This window comes from Streptomyces sp. AM25 (assembly GCF_058146165.1).
Map to the genome: position 1 here is coordinate 86070 of NZ_JBKIWN010000008.1, position 21034 is coordinate 107103.

The window sequence follows — 21034 nt, forward strand, 5'->3', positions numbered from 1 at the left end:
ATGCGAAAGGGGCCCGGGAGAGCGAGTCGCTCTCCCGGGCCCCTGCGCGTTCCGCCTGGCGGGACGGCGTCAGCCGCCGATCGGCAGGCTCTGCCCCCCGGTGGCGGGCAGGTGACCCGCGGTCTGGCCGACGGCACCGCTGGCGGAGCCCAGGACCTGGCCCGCGGCGGACTGGAGCTTCGGGGCGGTCTCCTGGCCGGTGTGCTGGACGACGTTCTTGGTCGTGCCGACGGCCTTGTTGCCGACCTCGGTCGCCGTGCCTCCGGCCTTCTGGGTGGCCCCGGAAACGGTGGTGACCGCGTGCGAGGTGTCCGCCGCGCTCAGCCCGCTGGCCAGGTCGGGGGTCTGCGCCAGGTCCGCAGCGTTCGCGGCACCGGAGGCACCGAGGACGGTACCGGCGCCCGCTGCGACAAACAGGGCGACCTGGGCGATCCGACGCGTGAGGGGGAGGGACATGTTTCTCCTTGTGACGGAGTGAAGAGGTCGATTGCTGTCCGGCGAGCGGACGCAGTGACTACCGCGTGAGTCCCTCGAAGGTTGCGGTGGGCCGATGTAAAGAGTTGGCAATGCATCGCATTATCGGCTCTACCGGAATCCCGCCAAACCGGACCGGCCGAGTGGGTGCGTAAAAGCCCTACAAGCCGTTCATCGCAAGGCGGTTGGGGCTTCTTCGGGAATGTGTGCGGGCAGCATGCCGCGCGGCAATTCCGGTACGCGGGGCGTACGCCCGGGGAGTGGCCCGTCGCACTACTGAACGGTGCTGATGTGCACCGTCGGAGAGGGGTCGGCGTCCTTCTTGTCCTTCGACTTCTGCCAGCCGTCCGCCGCGTTCTCGGCGGTCCACACCCGGCCGTCGAACGACACGCGCGCGATGCGCAGTTCGGCCGCGTGGGCCACCGCCCAGGACGCCAGCGCCCAGCCGCGCCGCTGCGTCCCCTCCTCCGGCGCCTGCGGCGACGGCTGCACGGGCACCGTCACCGTGCCCCTGCCGCTCGACATCGCCGGCTGCACCGACGGGCCGAACTCGCGCTCCAGCTTGGCGCTCACCGCCGACGCGTCGCCCGACTTGCCGTCCCCGGGGCTGGGCGTGCAGCTGAACGAGGCCGACTGCCGGCCCGTGAGCGCCGACGCCAGCAGCGAGGCGTCCGGCTCGTGCTTGGCGTACGCCTGCGGGAAGCCGCTGCGCTGCACCTTCTGCGCGGCCACCGTCAGCGGCAGCCGCGAGTAGCCCGGCACCTGCACCAGGTGGTCGTAGAACTTCCCCGTCGCGTAGACCGGGTCGGTGATCTGCGACGCGGTGCCCCAGCCCTGCGTCGGCCGCTGCTGGAACAGGCCCAGCGAATCGCGGTCCCCGTGATGGATGTTGCGCAGCCCCGACTCCTGCATCGCCGTGGCCAGCGCGATGGTCACGGCCCGCTCGGGCAGCCCGCGCGAGGTGCCCACGGCCGAGATCGTCGCCGCGTTCACCGCCTGCTCGGGCGAGAGGGCGTACGACTGTCCCTCGGCGCTCGCGGTGCAGCGCGGGGCCCCCGGGCCGCCCGTGACCAGCTGGGCGATGCCGTAACCGATCAGTGCCAGCAACACGGCACAGGCGGCGACTGTCCGCAGCAATCGGCCGCGACGGGCGGTGGAGATCCGGGGCATGCGCCCACGTTACTTGAGAGACGTGGCAACATCCGTCCCTGCCCTCCGCGGCGGGCCGTACCGTTCCCGCCCGGCCGTACCGCCGGTTAGGCTCCAGGTCATGGACCCCATGGCACTCGACCTGTCCCTCGACGCAGCCGCCCTCACCGCCCGGCTGGTCGACATCCGTTCGGAGAGCGGTACGGAGAAAGAACTGGCCGATGCCATCGAGACGGCACTGCGCGCCCTGCCGCACCTGACGGTCCACCGCTACGGCAACAACGTCGTGGCCCGCACCGAGCTGGGCCGCGCCGAACGCGTCGTCCTCGCCGGGCACATCGACACCGTGCCCATTGCGGACAACGTGCCCTCCCGCCTCGACGAGAACGGCGTGCTCTGGGGCTGCGGCACCAGCGACATGAAGTCCGGCGTCGCCGTGCAGCTGCGCATCGCCGCGACCGTCCCCGGGCCCAACCGCGACCTCACGTTCGTCTTCTACGACAACGAGGAGGTCGCCGCCCACCTCAACGGCCTCGGCCACCTCGCCGACGCCCATCCGGAGTGGCTGACCGCCGACTTCGCCGTGCTGCTGGAGCCCTCCGACGCCCAGGTCGAGGGCGGCTGCCAGGGCACCCTGCGGGTGCTGCTGCGGACCGCCGGCGAGCGCGCCCACTCCGCCCGCAGCTGGATGGGCTCCAACGCGATCCACGCCGCCGCCCCGATCCTCGCCCGGCTGGCCGCGTACGAGCCCCGACGGCCCGTCATCGACGGGCTGGAGTACCGCGAGGGCCTCAACGCCGTCCGCATCGAGGGCGGGGTCGCGGGCAACGTCATCCCCGACGCCTGCACCGTGACGGTGAACTTCCGCTACGCCCCCGACCGCTCCCCGGAGGAAGCCCTCGCCCACGTCCGCGAGGTCTTCGCGGACTGCGGCATCACGGAGTTCGTCGTCGACGACCACTCGCCGGGTGCCCTGCCCGGGCTCTCCCACCCGGCCGCCGTGGCCTTCATGGAGGCCGTGGGCGGCACCGCACAGCCCAAGTTCGGCTGGACCGACGTCTCCCGCTTCAGCGCGCTGGGCGTGCCCGCCGTCAACTACGGGCCGGGTGACGCGTTGTACGCGCACAAGCGCGACGAGCACGTGGCCGTCGACAGGATCCACCACTGCGAGGAGCGGCTGCGCCGCTGGCTCGCCTCCTGAAACACCGCGGGTGGGCCTACGCTGAACAGCAACGATCCGCAGCGGAGGGAGCGTACGCATGGTCAACCCCGAAGGGACGCGCGCACAGCGGGAACAGCGCCGGGGGCCCGTCGTCAGACGCCACGGCCAGATGCAGGCGGGCACCACCGACCAGCATCTGCTGGACACCCGCGGGACCGCGGACTGGGTGCACGAGGATCCCTTCCGGGTGCTGCGCATCCAGTCCGAGTTCGTCGAGGGCTTCGGCGCCCTCGCCGAACTGCCCCCCGCCATCAGCGTCTTCGGCTCCGCCCGCACCCGGCGCGGCACCGCGGAGTACCGGGCCGGCGAGGCCATCGGCCGCGGCCTGGTCGAGGCCGGCTTCGCGGTCATCACGGGCGGCGGCCCCGGCGCCATGGAGGCGGCGAACAAGGGCGCCATGGAGGCGGGCGGCGTCTCCGTGGGCCTGGGCATCGAGCTGCCCTTCGAGCAGGGCATCAACCCGTACGTGAACCTGGGCGTCGACTTCCGCTACTTCTTCGTCCGGAAGACGATGTTCGTGAAGTACGCGAGCGGCTTCGTCGTCCTGCCCGGCGGACTGGGCACGCTGGACGAGCTCTTCGAGGCGCTCACCCTCGTCCAGACCAAGAAGGTGACGCGCTTCCCGATCGTCCTGTTCGGCACCGCGTACTGGCGGGGCCTGTTCGACTGGATGCGGGACACCCTCGTCGCCCAGGGCAAGGCGGGCGAGGCAGACCTGCAGCTGTTCCACATGACGGACGACGTGGACGAAACGATCGAGTTGGTGACGAAGGAGGCGGGCACGGTCTGAGGGGCCCCGCCCCCGTCAGGCGAGCCCCCGCCGGGCCACCGCAGGTGCCCGGTGGCCGGCGATGGTGGCCACCATGTCCAGCACCTGCTTCGTCTCGGCCACCTCGTGCACCCGGTACACCTGCGCCCCCAGCCACGCCGATACGGCCGTGGTGGCGAGAGTCCCCAGCAGCCGCTCCTTGACCGGCTTGTCGAGCGTCTCGCCGACGAAGTCCTTGTTGGAGAGGGAGACCAGCACCGGCCACCCCGTCTCCGTCATCTCGCCGAGCCGGCGCGTCGCCTCCAGCGAGTGCCGGGTGTTCTTCCCGAAGTCGTGCCCGGGGTCGATGAGGATGCCGTCGCGCCGGACCCCGAGCGCGGCGGCCCGCTCGGCCAGGCCGAGGGTGACCTCGAGGATGTCCGCCATGACGTCGTCGTAGACGGTGCGGTGCGGCCGGGTGCGCGGCTCGACGCCGCCCGCGTGCGTGCACACCAGGCCCGCCCCGTACCGGGCAGCGACCTCGGCCAGCTTCGGGTCGACGCCGCCCCACGCGTCGTTGAGCAGATCGGCGCCCGCCTCGCAGACCGCCTCGCCCACGTCGTGCCGCCAGGTGTCCACGCTGATGACCACGTCGGGGTGGCGCCGGCGGACCTCCGCCACGAAGCCGACCGTGCGGCGCGCCTCCTCCTCGGCGGTGACCTCCTCGCCGGGCCCGGCCTTGACCCCGCCGATGTCCACGATGGCCGCGCCCTCCGCGACGGCCTGCTCGACGCGGGCCAGCGCGGGCTCGTCGCGGAAGGTGGCGCCCTGGTCGTAGAAGGAGTCCGGGGTCCGGTTGACGATCGCCATGATCACCGGTTCGTGAGCGCCGAACTCGCGTCGTCCCAGCCGCAGCATCTTTCCAACTCCCTCTCCGTGGTCCGGCAGCGACCTTAGCTGTCGGTCGGGCATGGCACGATCGGGGTGGACGGTTCGGCTGACGGAGGACTACGGGAGACGTTCGTGTTCTGGTTTCTGCTCATCGCGCTCGTCGTGGTGGTCGCCGCGGTCACCCTCGCCGTCGCCGGGGGAGGCGGAGGCGGAGCGCTGCCCGAGGCCGCGCCGGACGCGGCCTTCCGGCCGTTCCCCGCGCAGCGGCCGCTGGCCAGGGCGGACGTCGAGGCGCTGCGCCTGCCGGTGGCCCTGCGGGGCTACCGCATGACCGAGACCGACGATGCGTTCGACCGGCTCGGCGCCGAGCTCGCCGAGCGGGACGCCCGCATCGCCGAGCTGGAGGCGGCGCTGGCGGGCGCCCAGGCCGCGGCCATCGAGCGCGAGCGCCGGGCCCCGTCCGGCGAGGAGGAGGGCCGGTCATGAGCGGTTCCGGAACGGTCGTCGGGCCGGACGGGGCCCGGCGCTGCCCGTGGGGCCTGGAGGCGGAGTCCATGGCGGACTACCGCGTGTACCACGACACGGAGTGGGGCCGCCCGGTCCACGGCGACGACGCCCTGTTCGAGCGGATATGTCTGGAGGCCTTCCAGTCCGGGCTGTCGTGGCTGACGATCCTGCGCCGCCGGGAGGGCTTCCGCGCGGCCTTCGCGGGGTTCTCCGTCGCGAAGGTGGCGGCCTTCACGGAGGAGGACGAGGCGAGGCTGCTCGCCGACCCCGGCATCATCCGCAACCGCGCGAAGATCGCGGCGGCGGTCTCCAACGCGAGGGTCGCCGCGCAGCTGGCGGAGGGGGAGCTGGACGCCCTGGTGTGGTCGTACGCACCGCCGGGCCGCCGGGCCGCCCCGCGCACGAGTGCGGACGTCCCGGCGGTGACACCGGAGTCGACAGCCCTGGCCAAGGACCTCAAGAAGCGCGGCTTCCGCTTCGTGGGCCCGACGACGGCGTACGCCCTCATGCAGGCGTGCGGGCTGGTGAACGACCACTTGGCGGGGTGCGTGGCGCGCGCCGCGCACCCGGGCTCCCCGCGCCCCTGACCAGGGCTCAGCGCCCCAGGAAGCGGGGCTTCTCCTTCTTCACGAACGCCTCCACCGCGATGCGGTGGTCCTCCGCCGCGGCCGCCCGCGTCTGGAGTTCGTCCTCCTTGGCCAGCGCCTCGCCGAGCGGGCGCCCTGCTCCGTACGCGAGCGACTCCTTGATCGCCGCGTAGGCGACGGTCGGCCCCTCGGCCAGCCGCCGTGCAACGGCGACCGCCTCCGCGGCCAGTTCGGTCGCCGGGACGACCCGGTTCGCGATGCCCAGTTCGCGGGCCTCGTCCGCGCTCACCGTGCGCGGGAAGAGCAGCAGGTCCGAGGCGCGGCTGTGGCCGATCAGGCGGGGCAGCGTCCAGGAGACGCCGGAGTCGGCGGTGAGGGCCACCCCGGCGAAGGACGTGGTGAAGGAGGCGGTGTCCGCGACCACCCGGTAGTCGGCCGCGAACGCGAAGCCCGCACCCGCGCCGGCGGCAACGCCGTTGACCCCCGCCACGACCGGCTTCGGCATCTGCACGATGGCCGAGACGATCGGGTTGTAGTGCTCCGCGACGGTCGACATGGCCGCCGACGTACCGTGCTCGCGGTCGGCGGCCAGCGCGCCGATGTGCTCCTTGAGGTCCTGGCCCACGCAGAACGCCCGTCCGGTGGCGGTCAGCAGCACGGCCCGTACGGCGGGGTCCGCCGCGGCCTGCCGCAGGCTGTCCCGAAGGGCGCACTTGGTCTCGGTGTTGAGCGCGTTCATGGCGTCGGGGCGATTCAGTGTGATCGTCGCGAGCCCGTCGGCCACCTCGTAGAGCACGGCGTCGGCCATGTTCCGGATCCCTCCCTCTCGGCTGCTGCGTCTGCGGGGCTCAGCATGCCGGAGATCATCCGCAACGGATATGTGACCTGCGTCAAAGAATCGGCTCCGGGTACGGCCCCGGACCGGGTGCGGGACGACGGTCCGATCCCCGAATTGAGTGGTTTTGCGGGAGGGAGTTGTCGAAGGGATGCGGACCGATGTTGGTCATTGGGTCGCGCGATGCGGGATAATGGCCTGGAAGCAATGTGTTCGATGCCGGTGACACCTGGGTTGTCGGCTGCGACGAGCTGGTTTCAGGAAGGGGAACGAGCATGGCGGCCATGAAGCCGCGGACGGGCGATGGCCCGCTCGAGGTGACCAAGGAGGGGCGGGGCATCGTCATGCGGGTTCCGCTCGAAGGCGGCGGTCGTCTCGTCGTCGAGCTGACCCCTGACGAGGCCAAGGCTCTCGGCGAGGCCCTGGAGAAGGTCACCGTCTGACGCACGGCCCACAATCCGCCCACTGCCCTGCCGCCTCCGGCGCGCGGGGCAGTGGTGTTTTCCGGGTGCCCCGCAGGGCTACCCGCGCCGGACGGCGCACAGCAGACCGTCCCCCACCGGGAGGAGCGACGGCATCAGCACCGTCGACTCCCGTACCGCCCGCAGCAGTTCCCGTACCCGCTGGACCTCCGCCGGAGGCGCCACGGTCGAGTCGACCGTGCGGCCCTCCGTGAAGACGCCCTCGAAGCAGACGAGTCCGCCGGGGCGCAGCAGGCGCAACGATTCGGCTAGGTAGTCCAGGGACTCCATCCGGTCGCCGTCGCAGAAGACCAGGTCGTACCCGCCGTCGGCCAGCCGCGGCAGCACCTCCAGGGCGCGGCCGGGGATGAACCGCGCCCGGTTGCCGGCGAAGCCGGCCGCGCGGAACGCCTGACGGGCGAACTGCTGGCACTCCGGGTCGCTGTCCACGGTGGTCAGCACGCCGTCCGGCCGCATGCCGTGCAGCAGATGGATGCCGGACACCCCGGTGCCGGTGCCGATCTCGGCGACGGCCTTGGCGTCCGCCGCTCCGGCGAGCAGGCGCAGCGCAGCCCCGGTGCCGGACGACACCGAGCGGAGGCCCGCCTCCCGGGCCCGGTCCCGGGCCCAGCGCGTTGCCTCGTCCTCGGCTACGAACGCATCGGCGAACGCCCAGCTCGTCTGCCGGTTGCCGGTAATGGCCCTCTCCTGTCCCCGTGGTCGACGCACCCGTGACTGTATCCGCTGCCCACGGGAACCCGCAGATGGGACCGGGCGTTGGGAGAGGTGGAAGGCGGTGGCCGGATCCCGGCGCAGACCGGCGCGGTCCGGTGACGAGGGGATCACTCCAGGTCAAGGCCAAAAAGCGGGTCAAAAATGCTTATCCGGAGCTAACGGGCGAGGTGGATATGGTAGGGGCTCCACTGGACACCACCAGAGCCGACAGGGGAGGTGCGGCTGCAGGCGGAGACCGTAGGGGAGTGCTGAGGCGCTTCCGCAGGTCCGCCGCCGAGCCGAAATCCGTGACCTACACCGCTGACAATTCCCCCACCGCAGCCACCGCGACGTTCACCGCCGATGCGGATGTGCAGGCGTGGACTCCTCCCAGCTGGGAGGAGATCGTCAGCACGCACAGCGCACGGGTCTACCGCCTCGCCTATCGCCTCACGGGCAACCAGCACGATGCCGAGGACCTCACGCAGGAGGTCTTCGTCCGCGTCTTCCGTTCGCTGTCGACGTACACGCCGGGCACGTTCGAGGGGTGGCTGCACCGCATCACCACCAACCTCTTCCTCGACATGGTGCGCCGCAGGCAGCGCATCCGCTTCGACGCGCTCGGCGAGGACGCGGCGGAGCGGCTCCCCAGCCGGGAGCCGTCGCCCCAGCAGCACTTCAACGACACGCACTTCGACGCGGACGTCCAGCAGGCGCTGGACACCCTCGCCCCGGAGTTCCGGGCGGCGGTCGTGCTCTGCGACATCGAGGGCCTGTCGTACGAGGAGATCGCCGCGACGCTCGGCGTGAAGCTCGGCACCGTGCGCAGCCGTATCCACCGCGGCCGCTCCCACCTGCGCAAGGCGCTTCAGCACCGGTCGCCCGCCGCCCGGGCCGAGCGGCGCGAGCCGGCAGGAGTGGCCCCCGGAGTCCAGCTGAGTGGGGAGGTCGGGATCGCGTGACCGGTTCAGGCGGTCAGTCCCCCGCCGAGCACCACCTCGGCGACCGTCTCGCGGCACTGGTCGACGGGGAGTTGGGGCACGAGTCCCGGGAGCGGGTGCTCGCGCACCTCGCGACCTGCCGTAACTGCAAAGCGGAAGCCGACGCGCAGCGCCGGCTCAAGAGCGTCTTCGCGGAGGCGGCGCCCCCGCCCCTCTCCGCAGGGCTGCTCGCCCGGCTGCAGGGCCTGCCGGGCAGTGAGGGCGGTGACTCCGACCAGGGTGCCGGCGGCCAGGGAAAAGCCGCCGGCTTCGGCGCGCTCGCCGGGTCGTCGTTCACCCTCCTCCCGGCCGTCGCCCCGCAGCCCCGTGACAGCGGCTTCCGGATCCACGAGGTCGAGCGCGGCAGCGGTACCCGTGGCCGGCGCTTCGCGTTCGCGGCGGCCGGGGCGGTGTCGCTGGCGGCCCTGGCGCTGGTCGGCGCCCAGCCGCTGCAGACCCCGACCGACCCGGTGCGGGCCCGCGCGGGCGACCCCGGGGTCGCGACGACCTCGCTGAACATGACGCCGGGCCGCTTCGCGGACAACGACCCGTACGCGGCACCGCAGCCCGCCTTCAGCGCGGCCCTGCTGCGCCCGTCCGGCGCCCCGGTCCTCCCGCCACTGGCACGCGCCTCGCTCCCGGTGCACGCCGCGCACTGATTCCCGCCATCGCCCCCGGGCCCGGTCCACGGGCCCGCCGGGACCTGGAAGAATCTCCCCGACGGCGGGCCCTGAGGGCGGGACGGTGGGGGAAAACAGGATGGACCAGGCGGAATCGGCTGCGCCGCGCACGACGACTGGCGGTGCCGGCGCCTTCGAGGCCGCGTACCCCCGGCCGACGATCCCGTCCCAGCCGGGTGTCACCGCCGGGAGCACCGCGAACGGGGAGCCGGCGCAGCCGGGTTCCGTCCCGGACGAGCCGACTCCCTCCCGACCGGCTGCGGTCCGGGAGTCGGCGCAGCCCGGACCCGCGATCCCGGCCCAGCCGGCCGCGACTCCCGGGGATTCGCCTGCGGGGCCGACGGGTGCACACCCGGCTTCCGGTGCGCCGGCGCGGCCGACTGCCGTGTCGGACGGGCCGGTTGCGGCTCGTCCGGCCGACGCGCAGCCCGGGCCTGTGCCCCCGGCCCAGCCGGCCGCGGACCCCGCTCCCGGTATTCCGGCGCAGCCGGGCACGGCTCCGGGGCAGGGCGCAGCGCATCCGGCCGACGCGCACCCCGAGTCCATGGCCCCGGACCGGCCGGCCACGGACCCGGTGCCCGGCCCGGTCGGCCGGGAGGCCGCGTACCCCGCTGCCCCGCCGCAGCCGGCGGGCGGCACCGCCCCCCTCGCTGACGCCCCGTCAGTCACCCCGCTGCACGCCCCCGACCCCTACGGCTCGCCCGAGTTCGGGATGTCCGGGCCGTGGCGGTACGACCCCTGGGCCGTCGTGGCCGAGCCGTCGCCCGCCGCCGGGCCCTCGGCGCGGCGGCGGCGGATCGTCGGCGGGGCCGTGCTCGTGGCGCTCGTCGCGGGTGCGGTCGGCGGCGGGGTCGGGGCCTGGCTGCAGCGGGACGGGTTCGGGCGCACCCTGAACCTGCCGCAGGCGGCCGCCGGGGACCGGGCCGTCGACCGGGCGCCCGGCAGCGTGTCCTGGATCGCCGCCCGGGCCCTGCCGGGTGTGGTCACCATCCACGTGAGCGGCAGCGGCGAGAGCGGCACCGGCACGGGGTGCGTCCTCGACAGGCAGGGCCACATCCTCACCAACAACCACGTGGTGCAGCCCGCGGGGCAGTCCGGTTCCATCACGGTGACGTTCAACGGCGGCGAGACCGCCAGGGCGACCGTCGTCGGCCGCGACAGCGGCTACGACCTGGCCGTCCTCAAGGTTGCCGGTGTGTCCGGCCTCACCCCGCTGCCGCTGGGCAACTCGGACTCCGTCCGCGTCGGCGACTCCGTCGTCGCCATCGGCGCCCCCTTCGACCTCCCGGGCACCGTCACCACGGGGATCATCAGCGCCAAGGAGCGTCCGATCACCGCGGGCGGGAAGCAGGAGGGCACCGACATCAGCTACGTCGACGCCCTGCAGACCGACGCCGCGATCAACCCCGGCAACTCGGGCGGTCCCCTGATGGACTCCGCCGGCCGGGTCGTCGGCATCAACAGCGCCATCCGCTCCGCGGGCGGCACCTCCGGCGAGCCCGGGCAGAGCGGCGGCACCCAGGGCGGCAGCATAGGCCTCGGCTTCGCCATCCCCGTCAACCAGGCCAGGCGCGTGGCCGAGCAGCTCATCAACACCGGCCGCGCCACCCATCCGGTCATCGGGGTGACCCTCGACATGGCCTACACGGGTGACGGCGCCCGGGTGAACACCCAGGGCGCCGACGGGCCGCCCGTCACCCCCGGCGGCCCCGGCGACAGGGCGGGCATCCGGCCCGGCGACGTGATCGGGGCGGTGGACGGGGTCCGGGTGCACAACGGACAGGAGCTGATCATCAAGGTCCGCAGCCACCGCCCCGGCGACCGCCTCCGGCTCACCGTCGTGCGCGACGGCCGGGAGCGGACGGCCGCACTGACCCTGGGGTCGGCCGGCGCCGGCTGACCCGGCGGCCCCGCCGCCCCGGCCTTTGGCCTGTTGTTGGCCGAGGCGTCTCCCACCCACCTCTTCCGGCCAGGTACCGTGATAGACGGCCTGCATCCTCGGCCACCGACGCATCAAGGAGCTGCAACGTGCTCGACATAGGACCCCTCGAGCTGGTCTCGCTCGTCGTCCTTGCGGTGCTCATCTTCGGCCCGGACAAGCTGCCGAAGATGATCCAGGATGTGTCGCGCACACTGCGCAAGATCCGGGAGTTCTCCGACAACGCCAAGCAGGACATCCGCTCCGAGCTCGGCCCGGAGTTCAAGGACTTCGAGTTCCAGGACCTGCACCCCAAGACGTTCGTCCGCAAGCACGTGATGGACAACGAGGAGCTGGGGCTGAAGGAGATCCGCAACGGCTTCGACTTCAAGTCCGAGATGGGCGAGCTCACCGACGCGGTGCACGGCCGCACGGACGCCCCCGCCGCCGCGACCGGCCCGGACCTGACGAAGAAGCCCGACCTCCACAAGCCGCAGGAGCGCCTCCAGCCGGGCGAACGTCCCCCCTTCGACGCCGACGCCACCTGAGCCCGCGCATCCGGGGCCCCATTGACGCAGGTGGCTATCCTCCCTTTGTTTGGGAGCAGCCGCCCGCAGTGGGCAGACGTCCCGGTCGACGGGGCTACGAGGAGGCGCCGCGCAGATGGAGACGACGAGTCGGGCAGTGGCACAGGGGACCGGGCCGGCCGAGGACGGCACTCGGCGCTCGGTCGACGGTTATCTGCTGGCGTCCTTCCCCTGGTACGGACTGGACGAGGCCCATACGGGCCGGCGCTGGCTGATGCAGGTCGGCGCCGCCGCCGACGGCACGGTGGAGCACGGTTCCACGGGCCACGGCGAGGAGCCCTCGGTGCGTACCGAGCGGGCCAACCCCGGCCGCCGCTTCGCCGTCGTGGTGACCGTCGCGGGCCGCCCGGTGCGGCGCAGCGCCGACGGCACGGGCGTGCTGGAGGCCACCTCGGTCTCCTCGGCCGCCTGGCTGGCGGGCTCGGGCCTGCTGTCGTGCACCTGGCCCGCGCAGATGGAGCGTTCCCTGCGCCAGGACTGGCTCGACCAGCAGACGGCCCTCGCCTGGGAGCTGGCCGACCACCTGGACGAGGCCCCCTGGACGACGCTGTCGCTCCCCGTGGACGGGGTGCCGACGGAGTTCCGCTACCGGGAGTCCGAGTACGGCTGGGTGCTGGCCGGCTCGCCCGAGGAGGGCGGCGTCCATCTGGGTGCGTACGGCCGGGGGATGAGCGCGTACGGCATGGGCTTCTCGGTGATCAAGGACATCACGGCGTACGCGGAACGGTAAGGGGCGGCCTCCATGGAGGCCGCCCCTTACCGCTGTCAGTGCTGTCAGAACTTGTTGCGCGGCGTGATGCCCAGCGACATGCCGGACAGCCCGCGCTGGCGCCCGCCCAGCTTGCCCGCGATGGCCCGCAGCGCACTGCCCGCGGGCGACTCCGGGTCGGTCAGCACGACGGGCTTGCCCTCGTCGCCGCCCTCGCGCAGCCGGACGTCGATCGGGATGGAGCCCAGGACCGGCACGTTGGCGCCCGTGGTGCGGGTCAGCCCGTCGGCGACCAGTTGGCCGCCGCCCGTGCCGAACACGTCGACCATCTCGTCGCAGTGCGGGCACGGCAGCCCGGACATGTTCTCCACGACGCCGACGATCTTCTGGTGCGTCTGCACGGCGATCGAACCGGCCCGCTCGGCCACCTCGGCCGCGGCCTGCTGAGGCGTCGTCACGACGAGGATCTCGGCGTTGGGCACCAGCTGGGCGACGGAGATGGCGATGTCGCCGGTGCCCGGAGGCAGGTCCAGCAGCAGCACGTCCAGGTCGCCCCAGTAGACGTCCGCGAGGAACTGCTGCAGCGCCCGGTGCAGCATCGGGCCGCGCCAGACGACGGGGGCGTTGCCCGGGGTGAACATGCCGATCGAGATGACCTTCACGCCGTTCGCCGACGGCGGCATGATCATGTTCTCGACCTGGGTGGGCCGGCCGTCGGCGCCCAGCATGCGGGGCACGGAGTGGCCGTAGATGTCCGCGTCCACGACGCCGACCTTCAGCCCGTCCGCGGCCATGGCCGCCGCCAGGTTGACCGTCACCGAGGACTTGCCGACGCCGCCCTTGCCGGAGGCCACCGCGTACACCCGGGTCAGCGAGCCGGGCTTGGCGAACGGGACCTCGCGCTCGGCCTGTCCGCCGCGCAGCGAGGTGGCGAGCTCGCGGCGCTGCTCGTCGCTCATCACGTCCAGCTCGACGGTGACGCCCGTGACGCCCGCGACGCCGCCGACCGCCTCCTGCACCAGCGAGGTGATCTTGTCCCGCATGGGGCAGCCGGCCACCGTCAGGTAGACCGCCACCGCGACCGCACCGTCCGCCGCGATCTCCACCGATTTGACCATCCCCAGCTCGGTGATGGGTCGCTGGATCTCGGGGTCGTTCACCGTCGCGAGCGCGGCGCGGATCGCGTCCTCACCCGGGGCGGCGGTGCCGTTCGTTTCGGTAGCCATAGGTCTGATGGTACGGCCCGGTACGGGGCCCGGGGAAAGGACTTCAGCGGTCGGCTTCCTCACTCTCCCGGGGGAATACACGCCGCTGTTCCAGCTCCCTGACCAGGTCCTGGAACTCCGAACGGATCCAGTCCCGCGTCGCCACCTCGCCGAGGCCCATGCGCAGCCCCGCGATCTCCCGGGTCAGGTACTCGGTGTCGGCGATGGAACGCTCGTTCTGCTTGCGGTCCTGCTCCAGGTCGATCCTGGCCCGGTCGTCCTGACGGTTCTGCGCGAGCAGGATCAGCGGCGCCGCGTACGAGGCCTGCAGGGACAGCACGAGCGTCAGGAAGATGAACGGGTAGGGGTCGAACCGCAGATGGTGCGGGACCGTGGTGTTCCACACCAGCCAGAGGGCGATGACGACCGTCATCCAGACGATGAAGCGCCCGGTGCCCAGGAACCGGGCGATCCGCTCCGAGAGCCGCCCGAAGGCCTCCGGGTCGTACTGCGGCAGCCAGCCGCGCCGCTTCACCCGCGGCACGTCCAGCCGGACGCGCGGATGCGGATGGGCGTGCGGGTGGACGGCCGCCGACTCCGCCTTCACCCGCTCGGCGGACCGGTCGGGGCGGAGCCCCGTGCCGGTCGGCACGGCGTCGCGGCCGCGGTCACGGCTTGCCATGGGCGGCCTCCCGGATGTCGCTCATGCCCAGTGCCCCGTGGTGCAGCTCCGTCTCCCGCCAGTCCTCGGGCAGCAGGTGGTCCAGGACGTCGTCGACGGTGACCGCACCCAGCAGCGAGCCGCTCTCGTCCACGACGGGCGCGGCGACCATGTTGTACGTGGCCAGGTAGCTGGTGACGGCGGGCAGCGGGGTGTCCGGCGCCAGAGGCCGCAGATCGGTGTCGGTGATCGAGCCGACGAGCGTGAACGGCGGGTCCCGCAGCAGCCGTTGGAAGTGCACGGTGCCCAAGTACTTGCCCGTCGGCGTCTCGTCCGGCGGCCGGCAGACGTAGACCTGCGCGGCGAGCGCGGGGGAGAGGTCGGGGTTGCGGACCCTCGCCAGGGCGTCGGCCACGGTCGCGTCCGGGCGCAGCACGATCGGCTCGGTCGTCATCAGGCCGCCCGCCGTCCGCTCCTCGTAGGCCAGCAGGCGCCGCACGTCCGCCGCGTCGCCCGGCTGCATCAGCGTCAGCAGCCGCTCCTTGTCGTCCTCGGGCAGTTCGGACAGCAGGTCGGCCGCGTCGTCGGGGTCCATCGCCTCCAGGACGTCGGCGGCGCGCTCCTCCTGGAGCTTGCCCAGGATCTCGATCTGGTCGTCCTCCGGCAGCTCCTCCAGGACGTCCGCCAGCCGGTCGTCGTCGAGGGCCGCGGCCACCTCGGCGCGGCGCTTGGGGGAGAGGTGGTGCAGGACGTTGGCGAGGTCGGCGGGGCGCAGCCGTTCGAAGGTGGCCAGCAGGTTCTCGGCGCCCTGCCCGTGCTCCTCGAGGGAGAAGCCGGTGACGGCCGACCACTCGACGGTCAGCGTCTCGCCCTTGCGGCGCAGCGCACCGCTCTTGCCGCGGCGGACGAAGACCTTGTCGATCTCCCAGTCGCGGCGGGCCGGCAGCTGGGTGATCGACACGTCCAGCACCGTGACCTCCTCGTCCCCGTCCACCAGACGGACCCGCCGGTCCAGCAGTTCGCCGAGCACGAGGGTCTCGGTCGGGCGCTGCTCGAAGCGCCGCATGTTGATCACCCCGGTCGTGATGACCTGGCCGGACTCCACCCCGGTCACCCGGGTCATGGGCAGGAAGATCCGCCGCCGGCTGACGACCTCCACGACCAGTCCGAGGACGCGCGGCGGCCGGCCGCCCACGCGCAGCATCGCCACGAGGTCGCGCACCCGGCCGACCTGGTCCCCGTTCGGGTCGAAGACGGCCACGCCCGAGAGGTGCGAGACGAACACCCGGGGGGCGCCTGCTGCCATGCCGCGCACCTCCTCTCGTGTCCGGTTCAGGCTAACGTGACCGGCTTCTCCCCGCCGTGGGGAAGCGGCCGTACGGACTCGGGGCTTCCGCTCCGGTCCGGCCCGGGTACGCTGCGGCTGCCGTACTCCCGCCGGTCACAGGAGGCAGAGCAGACGTGCGAACCCGGAACGCGGCCCTCGCGGCAGCGCTGTGCGTCGTGCTCTCCACGGCGCTCACGGCCTGCGGCGGCACGGAGGACCCCGATGCGGGGACCAACGGCGTGGGCAAGCTGGACGCCGCCGCCATCCAGCAGAAGACGCGGTCCGCGGCGCGGTCCGCGGGCGCGGTGCACCTGTCCGGCAACGTCGTCAGCGAGGGCCGCACGTACCGCATCGACATGCGGCTGAAGAAGAACGGCGGCACGGGCCGCGTCTCCTCGTCCGACACCGGGGCCGGCGCCTTCGAGCTGCTGCGCACCGGGGACGACCTCTACCTGAAGGCGCCCGCCGCGTTCTGGTCCAAGGGCGCCGCCTCGGCCTCGGCCAAGCTGGAGGGCAAGTACGTCAAGGTGCCGGCCGCGGACCCGTCGTACCCGCAACTGCGCGGCTTCACCGAGAAGGACGCCCTGCTGGACGGCCTGCTCGGCCTGCACGGCACCCCGAGCCGCGGCGAGCACGGCAAGGTGGGCGGTGTGCCGACGATCCGGGTGAACGGCGGCAGCAAGGGGGGCGGCGGGACGCTGGACGTGTCCCTCGCCGGCGAGCCGTATCCGCTGCGCGTGCAGCGGGCGGGTGGTGCGGGGCAGCTGGAGCTGGCCGACTGGGGCAAGGACTTCGCCCTTTCGCCTCCGGCGAAGGGGGACACGGTGGACTACGGGAAGCGGATCCCCTCCGGGGACTGATGCGTTTTCGGCTGCGGGTCCGTCGTGGTTGCTCGCGCAGTTCCCCGCGCCCCTGACGGGGCGCGGCACCCGCTACCGCTTCCGCCTGCGCAGCAGACGCGGCAGCGCCGCCGGCATCGCGCGCCGCGTCGTGGCCGGCGAGGCCACGGGAACGGCCGCCAAGGAGCCGTCCGGCAACGGATCCGCCGCACCGCCGCGAGGCTCCAAGCGGAGCACCCGGCACCGGGTCGCCCACCGCTCCTCGATGCCCCCGGCATCCAGCGCGTTCAGCCGCTTCCCCTTCAGCTCCGCCACCGCGGCCCCCCACGCCTCGCCCCGAGCAGGGAGCTCGGTGACGTGCGCGGTGAACGTGACGAGCCGGCCGCCCTTGTCCTTGCTGCGCACCGTCACCGTGGCGGTGCCGCCGTCCTCCAGACCGAGCCCGTCCAGCGGCTGTTCGCCGGCGCCGCCGCCGACCAGGCACACGGCACCCTCGTGCCACACGTGCCACAGCGCACGGCTCGGCCCGGCGGGGCCCTGCAGCCAGATCAGGCCCGACTTCCTGGCGGCCTCTTCGATCAGCGCACGCGACAGCGTCTCCGTCTCGGTCATGCACCCACCTTAGGGGGATCTAGGCTGGTGGGGTGAGTGCTGCCCCTGCCCGACGCAATGCGATACGCACCGTCCCCACGGCCCCCGCGGGGGCCCTCCCCCCTGCCGCCCTGCGCATCGAGGGGCTGCTGCTCGCGACGGCCATCGCGTCCGTCTCCTTCTCCGCGCCGCTCATCGCCGCCACCGCGGCCCCCGCCCTCGCCGTCGCCTTCTGGCGCAACGCCATGGCGGTCGGGGTGCTGACCCCGTTCGCGCTCGTACGCCACCGCGCCGAGCTGCGCGGCATCGGCCGGCGGGAGGTCCTGCTGACCGTGGGGGCCGGCGTGCTGCTCGCGCTGCACTTCGGGATGTGGCTGCCGAGCCTGCACATGACGTCCGTCGCCTCCTCGACGGCGCTGTGCACCACCACCCCGATCTGGACGATGCTCGTGCTGCGGCTGCGCGGCCACCGCCCGCCCGCGCTCGTCTGGGCCGGCACGGCGGTCGCGTTCCTCGGGGTCGTGATCCTGACGGGCGTCGACCTGTCGCTCTCGACCCGCGCCCTGGCCGGTGACGCGCTCGCGCTCGCGGCCGGCATGGCGGCCGCCGGGTACGTCCTGCTGGGCGCGGAGGTGCGCCGGACGGTGGGCACGGTCCCGTACACGTACGTCTGTTACGCGACCACGGCCGTACTGCTGCTCGTCACCTGTCTGGTGAGCGGCAGTTCGCTCGGCGGCTACAGCGGGGAGACCTGGCTGAAGCTGGCGGCGCTGACCGTCACCGCGCAACTGCTCGGTCACTCGCTCATCAACAGGGTGGTCAAAAGCCTCGGCCCGTCGGTCACTTCGACGGCCATCCTGCTGGAGACGCCGGGCGCTGCGCTCATCGCCGCCCTGTGGCTCGGCCAGACGCCGCAGACGGCCGCCTACCCGGCGCTCGTGGTGATCCTTGCGGGCCTCGTCCTCGTCATCATGGGCGATCGCCGCGGCAAGCAGCAGGCGTAGTCCTACAGCCAGCCGTTGCGCTTGAAGCCGCGGTGGATCGTGACGCAGATGGAGACCGTGACGAGCATGACGAGCGGGTAGCCGTACTTCCAGTGCAGCTCCGGCATGTGGTCGAAGTTCATGCCGTACACGCCCGCGATCATCGTCGGCACGGCGCAGATCGCCGCCCAGGACGTGATCTTGCGCATGTCCTCGTTCTGCGCGACGGACGCCTGCGCGAGGTTGGCCTGCAGGATGGAGTTGAGCAGGTCGTCAAAAGAGACCACTTGCTCGTGCACGCGCGCCAAGTGGTCGGCGACGTCCCGGAAGTACTTCTGGATGTCCGGGTCGATCAGCCGCATCGGGCGCTCGCTCAGCAGCTGCATCGGACGCATCAGCGGGGTCACCGCCCGCTTGAACTCCAGCACTTCACGCTTGAGCTGGTAGATGCGACCCGCGTCGCCGCCGCGCGACGTGCCCTTGCCGGTGACGGAGAAGACGTCGATCTCGACCTCGTCGATGTCGTCCTGCACGGCGTCGGCGACGGCTATGTAGCCGTCGACCACCTGGTCGGCGATCGCGTGCAACACGGCCGAGGGGCCCTTGGCGAGCAGCTCCGGCTCGTCCTGCAGCCGGTGGCGCAGCGCCCGCAGCGAGCCGTGGCCGCCGTGCCGCACGGTGATGATGAAGTCGGACCCGGTGAAGCACATCACCTCGCCGGTCTCCACCACCTCGCTGGTGGCGGTGAGTTCGGCGTGCTCGACGTAGTGGATGGTCTTGAAGACGGTGAACAGCGTGTCGTCGTAGCGCTCCAGCTTGGGCCGCTGGTGGGCGTGGACCGCGTCCTCCACGGCCAGCGGGTGCAGGCCGAACTCCTGGGCGATGCCGGCGAACTCCTGCTCCGTGGGCTCGTGCAGCCCGATCCAGACGAAGCCGCCCTCGGCCCGCACCCGGCGCATCGCCTCGGCGGGGCCGATGTGTTCGCTCAGCCGCCGGCCGTCGCGGTAGACGGCGCAGTCCACGACGGCGCTGCTGGCGGCCGGGTCGCAGGTGGCGGAGTACGTGTACGGGGATCCGGGGGCGGCATGGCCGCGCCGCAGGGCGGGACGGACGGCGGCGCGCAGGTCACGGATCATCGACAAGGCAGGCTCCTTCACGGGCCGGCCGTCAGGTGCGGCGGACAGACGCGGAAACGCTGCCTGAATCGCAGACGTGCGACACGTCCGTGAATCGGATGGCGCTTCGTACGATGCGCAGAGCTGACGGCAGTTCGCGGGAAACGTCCCGGAGAACGCGGTGAACACGGAACAAAGCGGGGAAGGCGCTCTTCCGTCACGTGCTGCGGGCGCAGGAGCACTTCCGGTGCTGCTGCCGGCTGCAGGGCCGGCCGCGGAAGGCTTCGGATCAGGCGGAGTACGGGTGCGTCCGGAGCGGGCAGACGGGAGAACTGCCGGTACTGCACGGTCGACTAGGATCCACCGCAGCCCCACCTCCTCCGGCCGGTCCCTGCTGAGGGACGATCGTCACGCACTTGACCGCGGGTCAAGGCCCGTCAAGGCTAGCAGCCGTCCGGCGCACCCTGCCCCGCTTTGCATGTTCGATACGCGTTCTATGCTCACGGCATGTCAGACGTTCTCGCACTGGCCGAGGCCCGGCTGCGCACGGCGCTCGGCGAGCCGGACGCCCGCGCCGCGGTGACCTTCCTGGGCGCCGACCGCATCGAGGTCCTCCGCTTCGGCGCCGCCGACGACGCGGGCGACGTCGTCCGCTACGCCACGCTCGGCATGTCCGCCCAGCCGATGGCCGACCCGACCTCCCCCCTCGCCGACCCCGTCCGCGGCCCCCGCGCCGAGCTGCTCCTCACCGTCCGCACCGGCCGCGCCGACACGGACAAGGTGCTCCGCCCGCTGGCCGTGCTCGCCGCCTCCCCCCAGGTCGAGGGCGTCGTCGTAGCCCCCGGGGCCTCGCTGGACACCGGCGAACCGCTGTGGCCGGGAGCGCCCTTCACCTCCGTCCTCGTCGCCGAGCCCGGCGGGCTGGTGGCGGACCTGGAACTGGACGAGCCCATGGACCCCGTCCGCTTCCTCCCCCTTCTCCCCATGACCCCCAACGAGGCCGCCTGGAAGCGCGTCCACGGCGCCGGCGCACTGCAGGAGAAGTGGCTGAAGCACGGCACCGATCTGCGCGACCCGCTGCGGCCGGGTGTGTCCCTGGAGTGACGATCGGGCCACGGTGCTGCGGTGCGGCCCTCCGGACGGGTGATCGTCCTTGACGCGACGGCAACCCGGTAGGACCGTTGGAGGCTATGAGGGGCGAACCCAGTTGCCCGAAGTGCGGTGGCCGGGTGCGAGCGCCCGGTCTCTTCGCCGACTCCTGGCAGTGTGCTGTGCACGGCACGGTGCATCCCCTGCAGCCGGTCGTCCCGCCGAGCGTGGAGGCGCTGGCCGTTGTGGTGCGGCGGGCCAGGGTCCCGGTCTGGATGCCCTGGCCGCTGCCCGTCGGGTGGCTGTTCACCGGCGTCGTGAGCGCGGGGGACGACCGCAGCGGCGGCCGCGCCACGGCCGTGGCCTGCTCGGGCCCGAGCCCGCTCGGCGGCCCCGGCGAGCTGCTGCTGGTGGCGGAGGAGCTCGGCGTCGGGCTCGGCGCGCGCTACGCGGGGGTCGACGGCCCCGACCCCGGCCCCCTGCTGCGGGTGGACCGCTCGCCCCACGCCAAGGTGCACGCCGCCGGCCGCCCCACCCCCCTCTGGCACGTCGACGGCGCCCCCGGCGACCGGGCGGTGTTCGCGGGCGAGGCGCGCGGGCTGTGGCTGTGGGCGATCGTCTGGCCGGAGCGGTCGGGCCTGCTGATGTACGACGAACTGGTGCTGACCGACCTGCGGGACGCGGGCGCCGAGGTGGACCTGCTGCCCTGCGGCGCACTGTCGCCGCGCATCCTCTCGCCCTGAGCACGTGAGCGACACCGTT

Annotated in this window: 24 protein-coding genes; 14 read left to right on the forward strand and 10 right to left on the reverse strand. The window is 72.8% G+C overall.

Going from position 1 to position 21034, the window contains the following annotated elements:
• Window positions 1–69: 69 nt before the first annotated feature.
• Window positions 70–456, reverse strand: coding sequence for an ATP-binding protein (locus tag ACLHRZ_RS12005; RefSeq protein WP_490418343.1), 387 nt, complete (start codon window positions 454–456; stop codon window positions 70–72).
• A gap of 291 nt (window positions 457–747) precedes the next feature.
• Entirely contained in the window at window positions 748–1644 is an 897-nt protein-coding gene (locus ACLHRZ_RS12010) for a VldE C-terminal domain-containing protein (RefSeq protein ID WP_490418344.1), read from the reverse strand.
• Window positions 1645–1744: 100 nt separating this feature from the next.
• On the opposite strand from ACLHRZ_RS12010, the gene dapE reads away from it, so the two are divergent.
• Together dapE and ACLHRZ_RS12020 are read left to right on the forward strand one after the other, a co-directional pair.
• The gene (dapE, locus tag ACLHRZ_RS12015; protein ID WP_490418345.1) at window positions 1745–2824 is read left to right on the forward strand and encodes a succinyl-diaminopimelate desuccinylase; all 1080 of its coding nucleotides are present in this window, start codon (window positions 1745–1747) and stop codon (window positions 2822–2824) included.
• Between the two features lie 58 nt (window positions 2825–2882).
• The gene (locus ACLHRZ_RS12020; protein WP_490418346.1) at window positions 2883–3635 is read left to right on the forward strand and encodes an LOG family protein; all 753 of its coding nucleotides are present in this window, start codon (window positions 2883–2885) and stop codon (window positions 3633–3635) included.
• 15 nt (window positions 3636–3650) lie between these two features.
• Here the strand turns inward: ACLHRZ_RS12020 and folP are convergent, their stop codons facing one another.
• Window positions 3651–4511, reverse strand: coding sequence for a dihydropteroate synthase (folP, locus tag ACLHRZ_RS12025; protein WP_490418347.1), 861 nt, complete (start codon window positions 4509–4511; stop codon window positions 3651–3653).
• 105 nt (window positions 4512–4616) lie between these two features.
• Between folP and ACLHRZ_RS12030 the strand changes: the two genes are divergently transcribed.
• Both ACLHRZ_RS12030 and ACLHRZ_RS12035 read left to right on the forward strand, forming a co-directional pair.
• Entirely contained in the window at window positions 4617–4970 is a 354-nt protein-coding gene (locus tag ACLHRZ_RS12030) for a hypothetical protein (RefSeq protein WP_490418348.1), read from the forward strand.
• Window positions 4967–5578: a DNA-3-methyladenine glycosylase I gene (locus ACLHRZ_RS12035; RefSeq protein ID WP_490418349.1), complete on the forward strand. Its 612-nt coding sequence runs from the start codon at window positions 4967–4969 to the stop codon at window positions 5576–5578. Before ACLHRZ_RS12030 ends, ACLHRZ_RS12035 begins: the two co-directional genes overlap by 4 nt.
• Before the next feature lie 7 nt (window positions 5579–5585).
• Here the strand turns inward: ACLHRZ_RS12035 and chcB are convergent, their stop codons facing one another.
• On the reverse strand, window positions 5586–6386 hold the full coding sequence (gene chcB / locus ACLHRZ_RS12040) for a 2-cyclohexenylcarbonyl CoA isomerase (protein ID WP_490418350.1): 801 nt from the start codon (window positions 6384–6386) through the stop codon (window positions 5586–5588).
• Between the two features lie 302 nt (window positions 6387–6688).
• On the opposite strand from chcB, the gene ACLHRZ_RS12045 reads away from it, so the two are divergent.
• Window positions 6689–6856 carry a DUF3117 domain-containing protein gene (locus ACLHRZ_RS12045; RefSeq protein WP_003985072.1) on the forward strand — a complete coding sequence of 56 codons (168 nt, stop codon included), beginning with the start codon at window positions 6689–6691 and terminating at the stop codon, window positions 6854–6856.
• Window positions 6857–6934: 78 nt separating this feature from the next.
• Here ACLHRZ_RS12045 and ACLHRZ_RS12050 read toward each other — a convergent pair whose 3' ends face one another.
• Entirely contained in the window at window positions 6935–7603 is a 669-nt protein-coding gene (locus ACLHRZ_RS12050) for an O-methyltransferase (protein WP_490418351.1), read from the reverse strand.
• Between the two features lie 179 nt (window positions 7604–7782).
• On the opposite strand from ACLHRZ_RS12050, the gene sigE reads away from it, so the two are divergent.
• The 5 genes from sigE to ACLHRZ_RS12075 all read left to right on the forward strand — a co-directional run bounded on the left by sigE (window position 7783) and on the right by ACLHRZ_RS12075 (window position 12483).
• On the forward strand, window positions 7783–8550 hold the full coding sequence (gene sigE / locus ACLHRZ_RS12055) for an RNA polymerase sigma factor SigE (RefSeq protein WP_490418352.1): 768 nt from the start codon (window positions 7783–7785) through the stop codon (window positions 8548–8550).
• Complete coding sequence (locus tag ACLHRZ_RS12060) at window positions 8547–9227, forward strand: zf-HC2 domain-containing protein (RefSeq protein ID WP_490418353.1); 681 nt, start codon at window positions 8547–8549, stop codon at window positions 9225–9227. Before sigE ends, ACLHRZ_RS12060 begins: the two co-directional genes overlap by 4 nt.
• Before the next feature lie 313 nt (window positions 9228–9540).
• Window positions 9541–11148, forward strand: a complete 1608-nt coding sequence (locus tag ACLHRZ_RS12065) for a S1C family serine protease (RefSeq protein ID WP_490418468.1) — start codon at window positions 9541–9543, stop codon at window positions 11146–11148.
• 128 nt (window positions 11149–11276) lie between these two features.
• Window positions 11277–11714 carry a sec-independent translocase gene (locus ACLHRZ_RS12070; protein WP_490418354.1) on the forward strand — a complete coding sequence of 146 codons (438 nt, stop codon included), beginning with the start codon at window positions 11277–11279 and terminating at the stop codon, window positions 11712–11714.
• 115 nt (window positions 11715–11829) lie between these two features.
• Window positions 11830–12483 carry a hypothetical protein gene (locus tag ACLHRZ_RS12075; RefSeq protein WP_490418355.1) on the forward strand — a complete coding sequence of 218 codons (654 nt, stop codon included), beginning with the start codon at window positions 11830–11832 and terminating at the stop codon, window positions 12481–12483.
• Window positions 12484–12527: 44 nt separating this feature from the next.
• Here the strand turns inward: ACLHRZ_RS12075 and ACLHRZ_RS12080 are convergent, their stop codons facing one another.
• The 3 genes from ACLHRZ_RS12080 to ACLHRZ_RS12090 are packed head-to-tail and all read right to left on the reverse strand — an operon-like array spanning window position 12528 to window position 15634.
• On the reverse strand, window positions 12528–13688 hold the full coding sequence (locus ACLHRZ_RS12080; RefSeq protein ID WP_490418356.1) for an Mrp/NBP35 family ATP-binding protein: 1161 nt from the start codon (window positions 13686–13688) through the stop codon (window positions 12528–12530).
• 43 nt (window positions 13689–13731) lie between these two features.
• Window positions 13732–14349, reverse strand: a complete 618-nt coding sequence (locus ACLHRZ_RS12085; protein WP_490418357.1) for a DUF1003 domain-containing protein — start codon at window positions 14347–14349, stop codon at window positions 13732–13734.
• The gene (locus ACLHRZ_RS12090) at window positions 14336–15634 is read right to left on the reverse strand and encodes a magnesium transporter MgtE N-terminal domain-containing protein (protein WP_490418358.1); all 1299 of its coding nucleotides are present in this window, start codon (window positions 15632–15634) and stop codon (window positions 14336–14338) included. Before ACLHRZ_RS12090 ends, ACLHRZ_RS12085 begins: the two co-directional genes overlap by 14 nt.
• Window positions 15635–15789: 155 nt before the next feature.
• Between ACLHRZ_RS12090 and ACLHRZ_RS12095 the strand changes: the two genes are divergently transcribed.
• Window positions 15790–16515, forward strand: a complete 726-nt coding sequence (locus ACLHRZ_RS12095; RefSeq protein ID WP_490418359.1) for a hypothetical protein — start codon at window positions 15790–15792, stop codon at window positions 16513–16515.
• Window positions 16516–16587: 72 nt separating this feature from the next.
• On the opposite strand, the gene ACLHRZ_RS12100 is transcribed toward ACLHRZ_RS12095, so the two are convergent.
• A complete protein-coding gene (locus ACLHRZ_RS12100) occupies window positions 16588–17106 on the reverse strand; it encodes a hypothetical protein (protein ID WP_490418360.1) in 519 nt (172 codons plus the stop codon).
• A gap of 32 nt (window positions 17107–17138) precedes the next feature.
• On the opposite strand from ACLHRZ_RS12100, the gene ACLHRZ_RS12105 reads away from it, so the two are divergent.
• Window positions 17139–18089 carry a DMT family transporter gene (locus tag ACLHRZ_RS12105; RefSeq protein WP_490418361.1) on the forward strand — a complete coding sequence of 317 codons (951 nt, stop codon included), beginning with the start codon at window positions 17139–17141 and terminating at the stop codon, window positions 18087–18089.
• Between the two features lie 2 nt (window positions 18090–18091).
• Here ACLHRZ_RS12105 and ACLHRZ_RS12110 read toward each other — a convergent pair whose 3' ends face one another.
• Complete coding sequence (locus ACLHRZ_RS12110) at window positions 18092–19210, reverse strand: magnesium and cobalt transport protein CorA (protein WP_490418362.1); 1119 nt, start codon at window positions 19208–19210, stop codon at window positions 18092–18094.
• A 480-nt stretch (window positions 19211–19690) separates the two neighbouring features.
• On the opposite strand from ACLHRZ_RS12110, the gene ACLHRZ_RS12115 reads away from it, so the two are divergent.
• Window positions 19691–20287: a suppressor of fused domain protein gene (locus tag ACLHRZ_RS12115; protein ID WP_490418363.1), complete on the forward strand. Its 597-nt coding sequence runs from the start codon at window positions 19691–19693 to the stop codon at window positions 20285–20287.
• An 86-nt stretch (window positions 20288–20373) separates the two neighbouring features.
• Window positions 20374–21015 carry a DUF6758 family protein gene (locus tag ACLHRZ_RS12120; protein WP_490418364.1) on the forward strand — a complete coding sequence of 214 codons (642 nt, stop codon included), beginning with the start codon at window positions 20374–20376 and terminating at the stop codon, window positions 21013–21015.
• Window positions 21016–21034: the final 19 nt, after the last annotated feature.

Bases quoted from the DNA above. Each gene is read 5' to 3' on its own strand.
- ACLHRZ_RS12075 (WP_490418355.1), top strand. From the start codon at position 11,830: ATGGAGACGACGAGTCGGGCAGTGGCACAGGGGACCGGGCCGGCCGAG.
- ACLHRZ_RS12090 (WP_490418358.1), bottom strand. From the start codon at position 15,634: ATGGCAGCAGGCGCCCCCCGGGTGTTCGTCTCGCACCTCTCGGGCGTG.
- folP (WP_490418347.1), bottom strand. From the start codon at position 4,511: ATGCTGCGGCTGGGACGACGCGAGTTCGGCGCTCACGAACCGGTGATC.
- ACLHRZ_RS12115 (WP_490418363.1), top strand. From the start codon at position 19,691: ATGTCAGACGTTCTCGCACTGGCCGAGGCCCGGCTGCGCACGGCGCTC.
- ACLHRZ_RS12085 (WP_490418357.1), bottom strand. From the start codon at position 14,349: ATGGCAAGCCGTGACCGCGGCCGCGACGCCGTGCCGACCGGCACGGGG.
- ACLHRZ_RS12080 (WP_490418356.1), bottom strand. From the start codon at position 13,688: ATGGCTACCGAAACGAACGGCACCGCCGCCCCGGGTGAGGACGCGATC.
- ACLHRZ_RS12045 (WP_003985072.1), top strand. From the start codon at position 6,689: ATGGCGGCCATGAAGCCGCGGACGGGCGATGGCCCGCTCGAGGTGACC.
- ACLHRZ_RS12010 (WP_490418344.1), bottom strand. From the start codon at position 1,644: ATGCCCCGGATCTCCACCGCCCGTCGCGGCCGATTGCTGCGGACAGTC.
- ACLHRZ_RS12100 (WP_490418360.1), bottom strand. From the start codon at position 17,106: ATGACCGAGACGGAGACGCTGTCGCGTGCGCTGATCGAAGAGGCCGCC.
- dapE (WP_490418345.1), top strand. From the start codon at position 1,745: ATGGACCCCATGGCACTCGACCTGTCCCTCGACGCAGCCGCCCTCACC.
- ACLHRZ_RS12035 (WP_490418349.1), top strand. From the start codon at position 4,967: ATGAGCGGTTCCGGAACGGTCGTCGGGCCGGACGGGGCCCGGCGCTGC.
- ACLHRZ_RS12020 (WP_490418346.1), top strand. From the start codon at position 2,883: ATGGTCAACCCCGAAGGGACGCGCGCACAGCGGGAACAGCGCCGGGGG.
- sigE (WP_490418352.1), top strand. From the start codon at position 7,783: ATGGTAGGGGCTCCACTGGACACCACCAGAGCCGACAGGGGAGGTGCG.
- ACLHRZ_RS12120 (WP_490418364.1), top strand. From the start codon at position 20,374: ATGAGGGGCGAACCCAGTTGCCCGAAGTGCGGTGGCCGGGTGCGAGCG.
- chcB (WP_490418350.1), bottom strand. From the start codon at position 6,386: ATGGCCGACGCCGTGCTCTACGAGGTGGCCGACGGGCTCGCGACGATC.
- ACLHRZ_RS12005 (WP_490418343.1), bottom strand. From the start codon at position 456: ATGTCCCTCCCCCTCACGCGTCGGATCGCCCAGGTCGCCCTGTTTGTC.